This window comes from Aeromonas sp. SE22, assembly GCF_038739755.1.
Lineage (GTDB): Bacteria > Pseudomonadota > Gammaproteobacteria > Enterobacterales > Aeromonadaceae > Aeromonas > Aeromonas jandaei.
Genome location: NZ_JBCGFD010000001.1, coordinates 1 through 15,134, shown reverse-complemented (window position 1 = coordinate 15,134; position 15,134 = coordinate 1). Strand labels below are relative to the sequence as shown.

The window sequence follows — 15,134 nt, the reverse complement described above, 5'->3', positions numbered from 1 at the left end:
GCGGGCTAGACCCCCAGGGTGGCACCGCCATCGACCACCAGATCCTGCAAGGTGATATGGCTGGCGGCATCGGAGGCGAGAAACAGCACGCAGGCAGCCACCTCGTCGGGTGTTCCCAATTTGCCAAGGGGGATCCCCAGCTTGAACTGCCCGGGCAGGCCCGCGATGGTGCGCAGCTCTCCTTCCTGCTGCTCCACCTCCCCCTCCTGCCACATGCCATACAGCATGGGGGTGCGGGTCGAGCCCGGCGACACCAGATTGCAGCGCACCCCATAGGGGGCGAGTTCCAGCCCTGCCGTTTGGGTGAGGCTGGTCAGCGCCGCCTTGGAGGCGCCATAGATGCCCATCCCCACTCGCGGCACCCGACCGGCATTGGAGGAGACATTGACGATGGCTCCCCTGCGCCGCCCCTGAAACCAGGGGGTCAGGGCCCGCATCAGGTAGAAGGGGGCGAAGGTGTTGATGGCAAAGGTGCGCTGCAAAAGGGCGTCATCCACCTCATCGAGCCTGCCGGTCGCCAGTACGCCGGCGACATTGACCAGCACATCGGGCCCCAGCCCCTCATCCAGCAGCTGTTCGCAGCAGCGGGTCACGGCCTCGCTGTCGCTGACATCAATCACCACCCTCTTCACGTTGCCGGGCAGCGCCTCGGCCAGTTGCAGATCGAACGCCACCACGCAGGCCCCCGCCTCGGCAAAGGTGCGCGCCACCGCATGGCCAATTCCCTGCGCCGCGCCGGTCACCCAGACGGTTCTACCTTGCCACTCGCTCATGGGGTGCACTCCGGTTCGCTGACGTGATCTTCGTTGACCTGATAAGCCGTATCCTGACTGACATTGAGCTGGCTGACATTGTGCTGACTGGAGAGAAGCTCCCACCACTGAGCCAGGGTCGGCGTGCGGGCCAGCTCGGACAGCTCCACCACCAGCCCCTGCTGACGCCACTCTTCCACCAGCCCCATCACCGCCAGCGAGTCGAGACCGTAGTCGAGCAGGTTGTCATCCTCAGTGGGTTGCTCATGCTGCATCTCGGCGGGCAGCCGCGCCAACACCAGATCACGCAGTGACTCTCGACTCAGGGGACGTTTGCTGGCCGCCATCACCTCGGCCACGGTAATTACCCGACCGGCATTGCGGCTGACATAGGAGAGCGCCAGCAGATGATCCTCGCGGGAGAAGTCGGCGATGGCATCTGCCACCAGGAAGGGGCGGATATCGCGCATAAAAGCATCGACCGCCGTCTGCATCACCCCGATATGGCCGTAGATGCCGCAGATCACCAGCTGATCCCGCCCCCATTCGGCCATCAGCTCGGCCAGCGGTGAGCGGCAAAACGCGCTGTAGCGCCACTTGGTCAGCACCGTATCCTGCGGCTCGGGGGCCAGCGCCGAAACAATCGGCTGACGCTCCGGCGCTCGGGTCAATCCGGGCCCCCACATGTCATTGAGCAACGCCCGATCGGCCTGACTCTGTTCGGCGGGCTGGGCGGTATAGACCACCGGCATGCCGAGAGCACGCGCCTGACGGATCAGGATGGCGATATGGTCGATGACCTGATTGATCAGCGGATTGTCCGCCCCGTAGAAATCGACGAAATAGTGCTGCATATCGTGGACCAGCAAGGCTGCCCGGCCCGGTTCGAAAGGCCAGTTCACCCGCCCGGTGGGCAGCTCCTCAGCGGTAGGCAGCGGATAGGCGGCGAGGGATTGAATGGTCATGCACACTCCTTGGCGAGCTGCTCGCGCAGCCTCTGTTTGTCTATCTTGCCGACCGGGGTGTGGGGCAGTTGCTCCACCAGCACCAGGCGATCGGGCAATTTGTAATCGGCCACCCCCTGCTCGCGCAGGAAACGGCGCAAGCGGGGCAGATTGAGGGGCTCGCGGCACATCAGAAAGGCGCAGCTGCGCTCCCCGAGCATGGGATCGGGCATGGCGACCAGCGCCGCCTGCCGCACATCTGGATGGGTAATCAGCAACTCTTCAATCTCGAGGGCGTCGATCTTCTCCCCGCCCCGGTTGATCTGGTCCTTGTTGCGCCCCACCACCATCAGATGGCCGCCGGGCAAGCGGCAGACCAGATCGCCGGTACAGTAGAAACCGTCCCGGTCGAAAGCCCGCTGATTGTGGGCATCAGCCTTGAAATAGCCGCGAAAGGTGTAGGGGCCACGCGTCCAGAGCTCACCGCACTCACCATCGGGCAAGGGGCGTCCGTCGCTATCCCGTACCTCCACCTCGTCACCCGGGCTCATCGGGCGACCCTGGGTATTGACGATGTGCCACTGGTCATCCTCGATGCGGGTGTAGTTGACCAGCCCCTCGGCCATGCCGAACACCTGCTGCAAGCGGCAACCAAGGCGGCTCGCTACCATCTCGGCATGAGCCGGGCTGAGGCGCGCGCCGCCCACCTGCACACACTCCAGAGAGGTCTGCGGATATTGGCTGGCCGCCTCCAGCCAGAGCGCCAGAGCCGGTGGCACCAGCGCCGCCCAGTTGATCTGATGGCGCTGCACCAGCGGCAGACAGGTTGCTGCAGAGGGATCCTTTGCCAGCACCACGCAGCCACCGGCATAAAACACTCCGAGTGCCCCGGGGGAGCTCAGGGGAAAGTTGTGGGGCGCCGGCAGGGCGCAGAGATAGCTCACCCGCGCATCCCAACCACACACCGCCACGCTCTGGCGCACGCTGTAGCCATAGTCATCGTGGGTACGGGGGATCAGTTTGGGAGTGCCGGTACTGCCGCCGGAGAGCTGGAAAAAGGCGACCTGATCGGCCGGAGTAGGAGTTGGCGCGATAGCCGTCAGCGGCGAACCATCAGCACGAGCCACGGTTTCAGGCTGACGCCATGCAAATCCTGACTGAAGATCGCCCCCTTCTGCCGGCTCGAAAAGCAGTGTCTGACAGGAAGGCGCCACCAGCTCGTCAAGGGCCACAAGGCTTCCCGTTTCACCGGCATAGCCGGGGTGAGAGGGGCTGAGTACCAGCAAGGCAGGCTCAATCTGGCGGGCAAAGGCCACCAGCTCGCGCCGCTGATGGCTGTAGAGGGCGTGCACAGCCACCACGCCGCAGCGGATCAGGGCAAACCAGCAGATATAGAACTCGGCGCAGTTGGGCAACTGCACCAGCGCGGTATCGCCATGGCCCAACCCGCGTGCTGCCAGCCGCGCCGCCAGCGCATCGACCTCACGCTTTAACTGGCCATAACTGAGGGTACGCTCGCCGCAGATCAGGGCCGTGCGCTCGGGGTAACGTTCGGCGGAGTCATCGAGCAGGGCGGTGAGCGGTTGCCCGCGCCACCACCCTTGCGCACGGTAGTGGGCTGCCAGCTCGGCGGGCCAGGGGGTAAAGGGCACCAGCGGCTTCATGCAGTTACCTCCGGCTCCCGGCTTTCGAGGCCAAACGCCCGCAGCATGGTGCCGAGCTTGGCGGCGGTCTCCTGCCACTCGGCTTCCGGCGAAGAGCCCACCACTACCCCGGCGCCGGCATAGAGCCGCAGCTGCTTACCGGCAAGCACGCCACAGCGGATGGTGACTACCCACTCGCCATTGCCATCGGCATCCATCCAGCCGACAGCGCCACAATAGAAACGGCGATCGTACCCCTCAAGCCGGGAGATGGCCTGACGCGCAGCCGAGAGCGGCGTGCCGCATACCGCCGGTGTCGGGTGTAGCGCCAACGCCAGTGCCAGCACGGGAGAGGGTTCATGGAGCCGCCCGGCGATGCGGGTCGAGAGGTGCCACATGGTAGGAGTGGCGATCACCTGCGGCTCCAGAGGGACATCCAGCTCGCGGCAGAAGGGAGAGAGGGCCGCAGCGACCGCATCGGCCACCAGCGCATGTTCATAGCGATCTTTTTGCGCCCCCAGCAGTTCGGCACTGGCCGTCTGTTGATCGGAAAACGCGTGGCGCGGACGGGAGCCCGCCAACGGATTGCTCACCACCGCCATCTCGCTGCGCGATACCAGCAGCTCGGGGCTGGCGCCAAGCAGGGTCTCTCCCTCAGGCAGCGGGATCTGGAACACATAGGCGCCCGGATTCTGGGCCAGCAGAGAGCCAAAGGCGTGTGCGGGGGAGGTCTGCTCTGCGCTCCGCACGTCGATGGCGCGTGACAGCACCACCTTCTCAAGCTGGCCCTCACTGAACTGCTGCAGTGCCGCCCGCACAGCCCCCTGATAGTGGGCAGAGCCGGTCACTTCACTCACCTCGCCACGAAGCTGACAACAGCGGGCGGGCAACAGAGCATCCCTTGCGACCCACTGCGATTGCGCCGGGATCACCAGATGCCAGGGGGATTGGGTATCAAACGGAATGGCGCCGATGGCGATGGGATTATCCATCCCCTGCTGGCGCAACTGACGCAGATGGGCGAGCAGTTTTTCCGGTGGAATGCCGGTAAAACTGTCGTGGATACCGGAAGCAACCAGTACCCTGTCACCGCTGGCAAAACAGCACACTTTATCCAGCCCGGCCGCTGTGGCGGGCCACTCTCCTTCCAGTGCATGGTCACACATGACGGTGCTACTCCTTGGAATGAATCACTACCTGAAACGACAAAGTGTGAGTCATTTGACTCACGCCATCGCAGGGTGAGCGGCATCCTAACAAGGAGTGAAAAAACGATCAACACAAATGAGAATCAATTTCATTAACTTCTTTTTAGTCAAAAGAGAGGGGCGAACGAAACCGAACATCGCCGATAAAAAAGAGTTGCGATCGGAGCAAATTCAACTTGATAATGATAACGCTTATCATTTGAATGTTATGGAAGATGTAAATAATGAAATCCTCAACCTCCCGTTTTATTGCCCCCAGCCTGCTGGCCACTACCATAGTCACCCTGCTGACCCAGCAAGCCATCGCCGCCAGCAACGCCCCTCAAGCCGACGAGGTGATCACCGTCACCACCACGGCGCACAATACCCGCTCGGCCCCCGCCTCCATCTCGGTTATCAGTGCCGAACAGATCAAGGCCGCACCGGTCAATGACCTTGCCGACCTGCTGCGCCACGAGGTAGGCATCCAGGCCGAGACCGACACCAATGGCCGCAGCGACATCGGTATTCGCGGCATGTCGGGCAAATACACCCTGGTGCTGGTGGATGGCAAACGCCTCTCCTCCTCCAATGCCCTGTGGCGCGGTGGCAACTTCGACAACACTCCGGTGCCCCTTGGCATGATCGAGCGGGTCGAGGTGATCCGCGGCCCCATGTCGGCACTTTACGGCTCCGATGCCATCGGCGGTGTCATCAACATCATCACCAAGCAGCCGGGCAAAACCTGGCAAGGGGCAGCCGATGCCGACTTCAAGGCCATCGAGGGCAAGGATGGCGGCGATCAGCACAGAACCAACCTGGGCTTTACCGGCCCGCTGACCGATAACCTGCTGATCCGGATGAATGGCGAAGTGTACGACCGTCAGGCCTGGACTCCGCCGGAAGCGGCCGATGGCATCCCCCTTATCGAAGCCAAGCAGACCCGCAACTTTGCCTCCACCCTGAGCTGGCTGGTGGATGAGCAGCAGCGCTTCGAGTTTGACTATCTCTACAACCAGGATGAGCGCCCCCTCGATATCTTCCGCAAGACCGGCAACAAGGTGCACAGCCGCCAGCAGCAGAACGATCGCAACCTGTTTGGCCTGACTCACAAGGGGAACTGGAGCTGGGGTGACACCACCGTCATGGCCAACTATGAAAGCTCCCAGATCGATGATTTCAATACCAGCTACTCGGCCCCGCAGCAGCGCGAACTGGAGGAGAACACCTTCACCCTCAAGGGCTACACCAACCTGGCGCTGGCCAACCACTACCTGACCCTGGGTGGTGAATATCTGGATCGGGAGCTGGTGGATGCGGTGAGCTACAAGGATATCGGCGGCAAGGAGAGTCACTCCCAGGAGGCACTGTTTGCTCAGGACGAGATCGGCCTGACCGACAGCCTGACCCTGACTCTGGGCGGTCGTTACGATCACCACGAGATCTACGGCAGCCACTTCACCCCACGCGGCTATCTGGTGTACGAGCTGAACGATGTGGTGACCGTCAAAGGCGGTGTCAGCCAGGCCTTCAAGGCGCCGGCACCGCACCAGTACTCCAATGGCTACAGCATCGAGAGTTGCGGCGGCAGTTGCCGCATCTATGGCAGTGACAAGGTCAAGCCGGAAACCAGCACCAACTACGAGCTGGGCGTTATCGCAGGGCAAGGGATCTGGGAAACCAGCGCCACCCTCTTCTACTCCGATATCGACGACATGCTCACCTTCAAACAGCTGCCGAACTCCACTGACCGCACCTGGTACAACCTGGAGAAGGCCACCACCAAAGGGCTGGAGCTGACCGGTAGGCTCGATCTGACCGACGACATCAATCTGGGTGCCAACTACACCTACCTGAAAGCGGAAGGCGATCAGGGTCAGGCCCTGCCCGAACGGCCGGAGCACAAGGCCAACGCCAAGCTGACCTGGCAGGCCACCGAGCGGGTCAACGCCTTCGTTGGCACCACCTATACCGGCACCCAATATGCGGAGCAGACTGTCAACAAGGCCGTGGTGCTGCACAAGCTGCCCAGCTATCAGACTTTCGATCTGGGCACCGGCTTCAAGGTCACCGAGAACTTTGATCTGCGGGTCGGTATCACCAACCTGACCGATGTGCGCCTGCAGGAGAAAGACCCCACCTTCCAGAACGTGGAGCCGGGTCGCAGCTACTACATCAGTGGCTCGGCCCGCTTCTAAAGCTCATCAAGCCAACAGCGCGGGCCCATGCCCGCGCTGCGTTGCCCGACACAATAAGGGGAAGATCCCCACTGGACAGCAATGAGCATGCAGGTTTCCATTGCCATAAGGATCGCTCATGTTCACCTCACTACTGAACGCATCACCCCTTGCCACCCTGCCCACCCCGGATGAGTTGCTGCAAGATCACCCCGCCCCTCCCCGACTCGCTCGTCAGATAGCGCGCAGCCGCCAGCAAGCCCGCCATATTCTGCATGGAGAGGACGACCGCTTGCTGCTGGTGATCGGTCCCTGCTCCATCCACGATCCCGTCGCCGCCCGCGACTATGGTGGCCGGCTGGCCGAACTGCAGGGCCAATACGGGGATCAGCTGCAACTGGTGATGCGCACCTACTTCGAAAAGCCGCGCACGACGCTCGGCTGGAAGGGATTTATCTTCGATCCGCATCTGGATGGCAGCGATCGGCTGGCAGAGGGATTGCGCCAGGCGCGCGAGCTGCTGCTGGCACTCGGGCAAGAGGGGCTCGCCTGTGCCACTGAATTTCTCGATCTCACCAGCATGCTCTATCTGGGGGATCTCATCAGCTGGGGCGCCATCGGTGCCCGCACCACCGAATCCCAGCTCCACCGCCAGCTGGCCTCCGCCCTCCCCTGCCCCATCGGTTTTAAAAACGGCACCGATGGCAACATCCGGATCGCGGTCGAGGCGATCCTTGCCAGCCGGGCTGCGCACCTCTATCCGCAGCCTTCCGGTGACGGGCGGCTGGCACTGGTGCGCAGTCATGGCAACCCCGATGGTCACCTGATCCTGCGCGGTGGCCGCCTGCCCAACTATCAGAGCAATCATGTGGCAGAGGCTGGCGAGCAGCTGCGCCAGCACCATCTCTCCCCTCGCCTGATGGTCGATTGCAGCCACGGCAACAGCCAGAAACAGCACGCCCGCCAGCTACTCGTGGCCCGGGATCTGGCTGCCCAGCTGGGCAACGGCTGCCACACCATCGCTGCCGTCATGGTGGAGAGTTTTCTCAAGGAGGGACGCCAGGATATAGCCAGCCAGCCGCTGTGCTACGGCCAGTCGGTCACCGATGGCTGCATCGGCTGGGAGCAGACGCGGGTGGTGCTCGATACCCTTGCAGAAGGGGTGGAAGCGCGCCGCCAGCAGCGTATTGCCCTGGCGGGGTAAAACCGGAACGCATGTGGCAGATAAAGATATGGCCCCGATGGGGCCATATTGCTCAGGACTTCTCGCCGCAGATCAGGCGACCGATTCACGCTCCACCAGTTGGGCTTCGAATTTGAGCGGCAACCCCTCTACCGGCTTGTGATCGAGCAGACGCAGCGCCAGCTCGGCGGCTCGGCTGCCCATCTCCTCGATGGGGTAACGCACCGTGGTGAGCTTGGGATAGATGTAGCGGGCATAGGGAATATCGTCGAACCCCACCACCGACACCTGTTGCGGGATCTTGTAACCACGCTCCAGCAGACAGGAGATGGCTCCGGCCACCATGCCATCGTTGAAACCGAGCACGGCGGTGAACTCGACACCGCGCGCCAGCAGTTCGCTCATCGCCACATAACCACCGTTCTCGTCGGCAAAGCCGCGGCTGATCAGGGCAGGATCAAGGGCGATACCAGCCCGCCCCAGCGTCTGGGAATAGCCTGCCATCCGTTGCTGACCATCGACGAACTCCTCGTCATCGGAGGTGATAAAGGCAATCTTGCGATGACCGGCATCGAGCAGATGCTGGCAAGCCGTGGTGATCCCGGCTTTGTTGTCGAGCCAGACGCAGCGATCTTCGGCACCCGGCACCTGACGGTTGATAAAGACGATGGGAGTGGTGCCCGCCGCCAGCTCGCTCAGCTCCTCGTCAGGCAGCGCCTTGCTGTGCAGGATCAGGGCATCGCACTGACGCTGCAGCAGAGCCTGGATGGCATGGCGTTCGCGGGTAATGTCATGGTTGCCCGACATCACAATGGTGAACTTGTTTGCCCGATCGACCATGGTTTCAATGCCCCGCATCATCTGGGCGAAGAAGGGGCCACCGCAGAGGTCGCCGACCAGCACGCCGATGCAGTTGGAACGCTTGCTGACCAGAGCCTGGGCAAAACTGTTGGGCCGAAAATTGAGTTCCTTCATGGCCGCCAGTACGGCCTCGCGCTTTTCCTGGGCGACCTGCGCCGTGTTGTTGATCACGCGCGATACGGTGGAAATAGACACATTTGCCAGCTGAGAAACGTCTTTTATCGTTGCCACTATCCATTCCTTTATTGTGAGGGGAACCTGCTGGTGCCGACGGCCGAGTATATCCCGCTCCCTGGAATATTTCCCGGAGCCCGATCACCACTCATGTTTCCTTTTGTAACAGAGCGTTGCTGATGATACCCGCTGCCTGCGGGATTTGAAAACGGGGCCGACTGGCGGCCCCGTGCTCAATAGGCGTGGTTGAGCTCCCGATCCGACATGAAGCGCAGCGGCTGCTGCAGCTTGTGCTGATAGATGAGGTCAAACGACAACACGTTCTGCACGTAGTTGCGCGTCTCCTTGTAGGGAATGCTCTCGACCCAGACATCCATCGGCTTGTTTTCACTCTGATCGCGCCAGCGCTTCACCCGACCGGGCCCGGCGTTGTAGGCCGCCGCCGCCAGGATCCGGTTGCCATCGTAGAGATCAAGCAAGCGCTTGAGGTAGGCGCTCCCCAGCCGGACGTTCATCGCCGGATCAAACAGCTGCTGTTCGCTGCGATAGGGAACACCGAGCTTGCCGGCAGTCTCTTTGGCTGTCGAGGGCATCAGCTGCATCAGGCCGCGCGCGCCCACAGGTGACTGGGCCATCGGATAGAGCGCACTCTCCTGACGGGAGATAGCGTAGAGCAGGCTCATGTTGACCGCCCGCTCCCGCGCCACCTGACTGAAGGTCTGGGTGTAGGGTTTGGGGAAGCGCAGCTCCAGTGCATCCCACGCCTCAGCGCGGATGCTGGAGAGAATGGCCAGCTCATGCCACCCCTGATTGAGGGCGATATGACCAAACTCGATGCGCTGGGCCACCGGGTTGCGATCCATGTTGTGGATCCACTCGGCCCGTGCCGCCGTGATTTCGTTCATCGACAGCAGCTCGCGCACCCGCAGCAGGAAGGGCCAGCGCTGGCTGGCTGTTCGCCAGTCCGGTACATGCTTCACCCCCTGATTGACCATGCGGTAGGGCACGCCGGTACGCTGGGCCGCCATGAACCCGTAGAAACCGCGCAGGTTGGCGGTCTCCAGATAGAGATCCTGAGCCGGTTTCTTCTGCCCCTGCACCTCGAGAGAGCGCGCCATCCAGTAGCGCCAGCGATCCTCTTTCTGACGCGCCATCGGCATCTTTTTCACCCAGTCGGAAAGGCCGCGCCAATCCTGTTCCCAAATCGCGAGACGGGCCCGCAGCTCGGTAATATCGGGGTCGGCCAGCCTCGCCACGGTATTGTCGAGCCAGCTGCGCTGGGCCAGTGAGCGATCCAGCAACAGACGACGGGCAATGGCACGCTCAACCGGTTTGACCTCGGCCTGAGTCAGGCCAAAGCGGCTGCGAAAGAGCGCCAGCTGGCGCAGTACCGCTTCCGGCTCCTGATTGGCATAACGGGCCAAACCGAGCGAGAGCAGCTTCCTTGAGTAGGGATTGCTACTGAAATAGGCGGGATTCATCGCCTTGGCGGGCTGTTCGAACAGGGTCACCATCTGATCGCCATAGCTTTGCAGGCTACCCGACAGGTTGGCCCCCAGATGACGGATCAGGTTGGGGTTCTCCGCTTCGAAAGCCAGGGTCATCCGCTGCCAGATTTTATCCTGGGTACGCTGACCGGATGCTTGCCACAGCTTGAAGAGCGGCGAGCAGGCGTCAGGGCGGGATTGACCGCTCATCCAGAGTTTGCCAGCCCCCTGCAATGCTTCACCCTGTTTGCCGGTGTTGTAGAGCGCCTGATAGTGCATGCAGAGCAGATCGGTGGAGCTCGGCTTGGCTGGATAGAAGCGCAGGAATTGCGACCACTGCTCGCTCTGGGCCAGATAGGTAAGGTAACTGCGTTCCAGCCGGTTCGACTGGGGGGTGTCGCCATGCTCGCGGATAAAGCGGGTCACATCGTTGTAGTCGGCCGCCCCGGGCCGAAAGGCGAGCTGGTAGTAATCGAGGTAGGGCAACAGGGGATAATGAGCCAAACGGGCTCGAATTTGCTGGAAACGGGCCTGATCATCGGCCTTTACCGCATCGTAGGCCTGACGGTACAGCGACTGCTCCGCTGTTTGTGCCATCAGACCCGGCGCAAACAGCGCCGACAAAACAATTCCCCATACAGCTTTCACTGAACATCTCCATTGCGAGGCAAGAACACCGCCCGCGGGCGGTGGGTCTACTGCCTCCCATTCTACCCGTTGCCAGCCAAGGCGACAGCGGGGAGAGGAGACTATTTTTCTACGCCGCTCAGCTGGATTTCGCGCGGGTACTCTTGTCTTGCGAGGCGCTGCACATATTTCTCCAGATAGGGCACCGGCAACGGCTTGGAGGCGAGGTAGCCCTGATAGAAGCTGCACCCCTGCGCCTTGAGAAACTCCAGCTGCTGGCGTGACTCCACCCCTTCGGCGGTAACGTTGAACCCCATGTGGCGCGCCATGGCGATCACCGCCTCGACGATGGCCATGTTGTCGCCATCCTTGGGGATGTCCTGAATGAAGGAGCGGTCGATCTTGAGCTCGTCGGCGGGCAGTCGCTTGAGATAGCTCAGGGAGGAGTAGCCGGCACCGAAATCGTCGATGGCAAAGCTGATGCCAAGAGATTTGAGATCCGTCATCTTGCTGATGGTGTCCTCGGCATGGCCCAGCACCACGGATTCGGTGATCTCCAGATTGAGGCAGGCCGGATCCATGCCGGTTTGCGCCAGCACGTCGTGGATCCGCTCGACAAAGTCGGTGGCATGGAACTGCTTGGCACTGACGTTGACCGAGATCTGCGGGATATGGATTCCGTTCTCCTCCCACAGCACATACTGGGCACAGGCTTCGTGGAGCACCCAGTTGCCGATATCGACGATGAGATCGCTCTCCTCGGCGATGGGGATAAACTCGGCCGGCGAAACCAGTGCGCGCCCAGCCGGCTGCCAGCGGATCAGCGCCTCGACGCCGATGATGTCACCGCCATCCACCAGATGCTGGGGCTGATAGTAGAGCGTCAGCTCCTGCTGGTTGAGGGCGTTGCGCAGCTCGTTGTGGATGTGCAGGCGACGATCCGCCTGCTGCTGCATGGAGGCGTCAAAGAAGCGGCGAGTCTTGCGACCGGCCGACTTGGCCTGATACATGGCGGTATCCGCCTGCTTGAGCAGATCATCCACACCCTGCTCCCGATCCGGAAACAGGGTGATGCCGACACTGGCACCGATGTGCAGCACCTGCCCCGCATAGGTGTAGGGCGCGGCAATCTCGGTGATGAGCCGCTCGGCAATGATGTCGGCCTGCATCTCCGCCTGGGGCGGGCTGGCCGACAGCGACGGCAGCAGCAGAACGAATTCATCCCCGCCGAGGCGAGCCAGACAATCGCCCTGACGCACCAGCCGCTTGAGCCGGGTCGCGACCTCTTTGAGGAGCCAGTCGCCGGTAGCGTGGCCAAGGGAGTCGTTGATGGTCTTGAAGTGATCGAGATCGATAAAGAGCAGCGCGCCGATCAGGCAGCTGTGGGTCGCCTCGTTGAAGGTCTGAACCAGGGTTTCATGCAGCTGGCGGCGGTTGGGCAGACCGGTCAACTCGTCGTAATAGGCGAGATCCTGGATCCGCCGTTCGGCGGCCTTGCGCTCGGAGATATCCTCGAAGCAGATGACGAAGTGGCTTATGCCTCCCTTCTCATCCTGCACCGGCGTCACGATTTCCCACTGGGGATAGGTATGACCATCGGCGTGCAGACGCTGGGTCTCACCCTGCCAGCGGCTCAGGGGATTGAGCTCATAACCGAGCCCCCCCAGATTGGGCCAGAGATCCTGTTCCAGCTGCAGACCGAGCACGGCCTGACTGTCGAATCCGGTGATCTGGCTAAAGGCGTTGTTGACCCGCAGGATCTTGAATCCCGGGTCGGTGATGATGATCCCCTCATGGGTTTCAAAAGCTACTGCAGAGAGGCGCATCTGGGCATCTGATTGCAGCCGTTCCAGCTCGGCAACCATCCGCACAGTGAAGGTGTTGAGCACCGAGTTGAGGTTCGCCATGTCTGCCGGCGCCGAGCTGAGCAGCGCCAGATGGCCCAGCAGTTGCCCCCGGCCATCAAACAGCGGCTGACCGTAATAGGTCTGACCGGCAGCCAGCCACGGCTGGTACTCCTCCTGCTCGGAGAGCACCTCCAGGCAGACCGCGCCCTGTCGATAGAGCTGCTGGCAGGGGGTCCCCGCCAGCGGGTAATCCTTGAGCGCCAACCCGTCGGCGGCCAGCACCCGCACCCGATCCGCCGAGCTCAGCTCACCGACCCAGACCGCATCGACTTGCAGAATGTGGGAGAGCTGTTTGACCAGGGTGTTGAAGAAGTCGAGCCCGGTGCGGGCAGAAAGCGCCTGCGCCAGCTGGGTGAGCAGACTGGTCTGCAGCAAAGGCAGAGAGAGCTTGAGAGACGTTGCGGCAAGCGGGATCAGCCAACCACAGCAGACCTCCTGGTTGGGCACAAACTGGCCGCTCCAGAGCACATGGTTGAGGGCCCCCTCTTTATCTCTGAGGTGGCCGATAAACTGTTCCGGCAGGTGTGATTCATGAAGGCGGATGAGGAAGTCGGCAAAGCCCGCTTCATCTTCCGGCAGCAGCTGATCGGCCCATGGATGGACCCCCTTTCCTTGCCACTGCTGGCAGGTGCCCTGATCAGAGAGACTCCACTGATCATGCTGCCGATCAAAAAACCACATGACCTGCGTGGCTTGATGCTTCATTTATGACTCCAACACAACAACCGACCACGTTTGATGTCCAGCAACAGGCAGCAGCAACCGCTCCGGATCCGCTCATGAGGTCGAAGACAGGAGGGGCAAAGTGCAAACATGCGATATCAAGCAGTGGGAACCGGATATGAGGTCGACACAGGGTGCTGCCAAGAGGGGACAGAAACGATCCTATTCCGGTCATACTGCCTGCCAGTTTCAAGGAGCTCAAGCGATTTTTGGCACGAAACCGGAAAAGATCACAATTTATAAGTTGCTGAATAATGATGACCGCATTTTGTGATCCTTATCACATTTTAAGTGCCACCAATCAGTAATCTGAAGGTGAAGACACAAGCAAGACGACCCGAAGGGGGCCTATATGAAAATCGAAATTACCAGCAAAATCATCGACATCACCCCGGCTATTCGCGAGCGTATCGAATCCCGTTTTGAAAAGCTCGAACGTCTTCAGGTGCCTCTCATCACACCCCATGTGATTGTCTCCAAAGAGCGTCTGATGTTCATTGTCGAAGCCAGTGCTGGCATCCCCAACGGCAAACTGTTTGCCCAGGCAGAGCATGAGGATCTCTACGCCGCCATCAACGAATTGGGACAAAAACTGGAGCGTCAACTCAATCGCCATACCGAAAAACCCATTGCCCGTCGCGCCAATGCCGCGTTGAAGGAGCAGGTTGAAACGGACGAAGCTGACGCATAAGGCATCGCGGATCACAAAGAGCATAAAGGCGGGTTATCCCGCCTTTTTGTTTGCCTGATTTTCAGCTGTCTGAACAAAAGCAGCAGCCCCTAGCTGAGCCAGTGAAGACGGGTATCGACCCCCTGCTGCAACCGGTCGAGCACCGGCAACAGCACCAGCGGATCCTCCTCGCGCGGCACACTGGCTACCTTGTGTTGCAGCTTTTCGCGCCCCAGCAGCGTCAGATTGTCAAACACCGCCTCATCGATCAGCGGCTGTCTGGCTACCAGTGGCGGCGTTTGCAGTGCCAGCCAGAGCCGTACATCAACCATGCTCCCCCCCTGCTGCAACCGCTCATTGATGGCACTGCAGTCACTCCCCGCCCCCTCGGCCATCAGCACCTGAGCCTCTCGCAGCTCAAAGTACGCTCGCCAGTCCCGCTTGTCCGGGCTTGCCGCCGGCTTGGCATCGAACCAGGGCTGCTCTTCAACCGCATCGGTCAGCAGCGCCAGCTGCAATCGGAAATCAGCCCGATCGCCATGCTGAAGATCCAGGTTGAGACGTTGCCCCAACTGGCCTTCATCGACGAGCAGCTGATTACGGATTGAACTGGGTAGCATGGGATAACTCTTGGAAATGGTGATTTCATCTCTTATCGGCCACATATCCAATTCTTTTAATGGAAAAATCCGCTTCAGGGGTTCACAAAAGCGGAAGATCTGTTAGTATGCGCCTCGCACTTGGGGAGGGGTTCCCGAGCGGCCAAAGGGATCAGACTGTAAATCTGACGGCTCTGCCT

At 61.2% G+C, this 15,134-nt stretch carries 11 protein-coding genes; 3 read left to right on the top strand and 8 right to left on the bottom strand.

The genetic code is table 11. The features are described from left to right. Positions 1 to 5: 5 nt before the first annotated feature. From dhbA to AAHA39_RS00040, 4 genes are read right to left on the bottom strand one after another with little or no spacing between them, the layout of a single operon-like run. Positions 6 to 773 carry a 2,3-dihydro-2,3-dihydroxybenzoate dehydrogenase gene (dhbA, locus tag AAHA39_RS00055; RefSeq protein ID WP_320655901.1) on the bottom strand — a complete coding sequence of 256 codons (768 nt, stop codon included), beginning with the start codon at positions 771 to 773 and terminating at the stop codon, positions 6 to 8. After that, positions 770 to 1,717: an isochorismatase family protein gene (locus tag AAHA39_RS00050; RefSeq protein ID WP_320655902.1), complete on the bottom strand. Its 948-nt coding sequence runs from the start codon at positions 1,715 to 1,717 to the stop codon at positions 770 to 772. Before AAHA39_RS00050 ends, dhbA begins: the two co-directional genes overlap by 4 nt. Then, positions 1,714 to 3,360 (bottom strand): (2,3-dihydroxybenzoyl)adenylate synthase, encoded by a 1,647-nt coding sequence (locus AAHA39_RS00045; RefSeq protein WP_320655903.1) that lies wholly within the window; start codon positions 3,358 to 3,360, stop codon positions 1,714 to 1,716. Before AAHA39_RS00045 ends, AAHA39_RS00050 begins: the two co-directional genes overlap by 4 nt. Further along, positions 3,357 to 4,505, bottom strand: coding sequence for an isochorismate synthase (locus AAHA39_RS00040; protein WP_320655904.1), 1,149 nt, complete (start codon positions 4,503 to 4,505; stop codon positions 3,357 to 3,359). Before AAHA39_RS00040 ends, AAHA39_RS00045 begins: the two co-directional genes overlap by 4 nt. 266 nt (positions 4,506 to 4,771) lie before the next feature. Between AAHA39_RS00040 and AAHA39_RS00035 the strand changes: the two genes are divergently transcribed. Both AAHA39_RS00035 and AAHA39_RS00030 read left to right on the top strand, forming a co-directional pair. Further along, entirely contained in the window at positions 4,772 to 6,724 is a 1,953-nt protein-coding gene (locus tag AAHA39_RS00035; RefSeq protein ID WP_104015233.1) for a TonB-dependent receptor domain-containing protein, read from the top strand. 118 nt (positions 6,725 to 6,842) lie between these two features. Beyond that, positions 6,843 to 7,907 (top strand): 3-deoxy-7-phosphoheptulonate synthase, encoded by a 1,065-nt coding sequence (locus tag AAHA39_RS00030; protein ID WP_342689982.1) that lies wholly within the window; start codon positions 6,843 to 6,845, stop codon positions 7,905 to 7,907. 72 nt (positions 7,908 to 7,979) lie between these two features. Here the strand turns inward: AAHA39_RS00030 and AAHA39_RS00025 are convergent, their stop codons facing one another. From AAHA39_RS00025 to AAHA39_RS00015, 3 genes are all read right to left on the bottom strand, one after another. Further along, positions 7,980 to 8,978, bottom strand: coding sequence for a LacI family DNA-binding transcriptional regulator (locus tag AAHA39_RS00025; protein WP_320657044.1), 999 nt, complete (start codon positions 8,976 to 8,978; stop codon positions 7,980 to 7,982). Positions 8,979 to 9,154: 176 nt separating this feature from the next. Next, the gene (locus AAHA39_RS00020; RefSeq protein WP_320657045.1) at positions 9,155 to 11,056 is read right to left on the bottom strand and encodes a transglycosylase SLT domain-containing protein; all 1,902 of its coding nucleotides are present in this window, start codon (positions 11,054 to 11,056) and stop codon (positions 9,155 to 9,157) included. Positions 11,057 to 11,157: 101 nt separating this feature from the next. Then, positions 11,158 to 13,647, bottom strand: a complete 2,490-nt coding sequence (locus AAHA39_RS00015) for a putative bifunctional diguanylate cyclase/phosphodiesterase (protein ID WP_320657046.1) — start codon at positions 13,645 to 13,647, stop codon at positions 11,158 to 11,160. 370 nt (positions 13,648 to 14,017) lie between these two features. Between AAHA39_RS00015 and hpf the strand changes: the two genes are divergently transcribed. Further along, the gene (hpf, locus tag AAHA39_RS00010) at positions 14,018 to 14,356 is read left to right on the top strand and encodes a ribosome hibernation-promoting factor, HPF/YfiA family (RefSeq protein ID WP_033113440.1); all 339 of its coding nucleotides are present in this window, start codon (positions 14,018 to 14,020) and stop codon (positions 14,354 to 14,356) included. Between the two features lie 89 nt (positions 14,357 to 14,445). Here the strand turns inward: hpf and AAHA39_RS00005 are convergent, their stop codons facing one another. Then, positions 14,446 to 14,955 (bottom strand): VC2046/SO_2500 family protein, encoded by a 510-nt coding sequence (locus AAHA39_RS00005; protein ID WP_320657047.1) that lies wholly within the window; start codon positions 14,953 to 14,955, stop codon positions 14,446 to 14,448. Positions 14,956 to 15,134: the final 179 nt, after the last annotated feature.

Bases quoted from the DNA above. Each gene is read 5' to 3' on its own strand.
- dhbA (WP_320655901.1), bottom strand. From the start codon at position 773: ATGAGCGAGTGGCAAGGTAGAACCGTCTGGGTGACCGGCGCGGCGCAG.
- AAHA39_RS00050 (WP_320655902.1), bottom strand. From the start codon at position 1,717: ATGACCATTCAATCCCTCGCCGCCTATCCGCTGCCTACCGCTGAGGAG.
- AAHA39_RS00045 (WP_320655903.1), bottom strand. From the start codon at position 3,360: ATGAAGCCGCTGGTGCCCTTTACCCCCTGGCCCGCCGAGCTGGCAGCC.
- AAHA39_RS00040 (WP_320655904.1), bottom strand. From the start codon at position 4,505: ATGTGTGACCATGCACTGGAAGGAGAGTGGCCCGCCACAGCGGCCGGG.
- AAHA39_RS00035 (WP_104015233.1), top strand. From the start codon at position 4,772: ATGAAATCCTCAACCTCCCGTTTTATTGCCCCCAGCCTGCTGGCCACT.
- AAHA39_RS00030 (WP_342689982.1), top strand. From the start codon at position 6,843: ATGTTCACCTCACTACTGAACGCATCACCCCTTGCCACCCTGCCCACC.
- AAHA39_RS00015 (WP_320657046.1), bottom strand. From the start codon at position 13,647: ATGAAGCATCAAGCCACGCAGGTCATGTGGTTTTTTGATCGGCAGCAT.
- hpf (WP_033113440.1), top strand. From the start codon at position 14,018: ATGAAAATCGAAATTACCAGCAAAATCATCGACATCACCCCGGCTATT.
- AAHA39_RS00005 (WP_320657047.1), bottom strand. From the start codon at position 14,955: ATGCTACCCAGTTCAATCCGTAATCAGCTGCTCGTCGATGAAGGCCAG.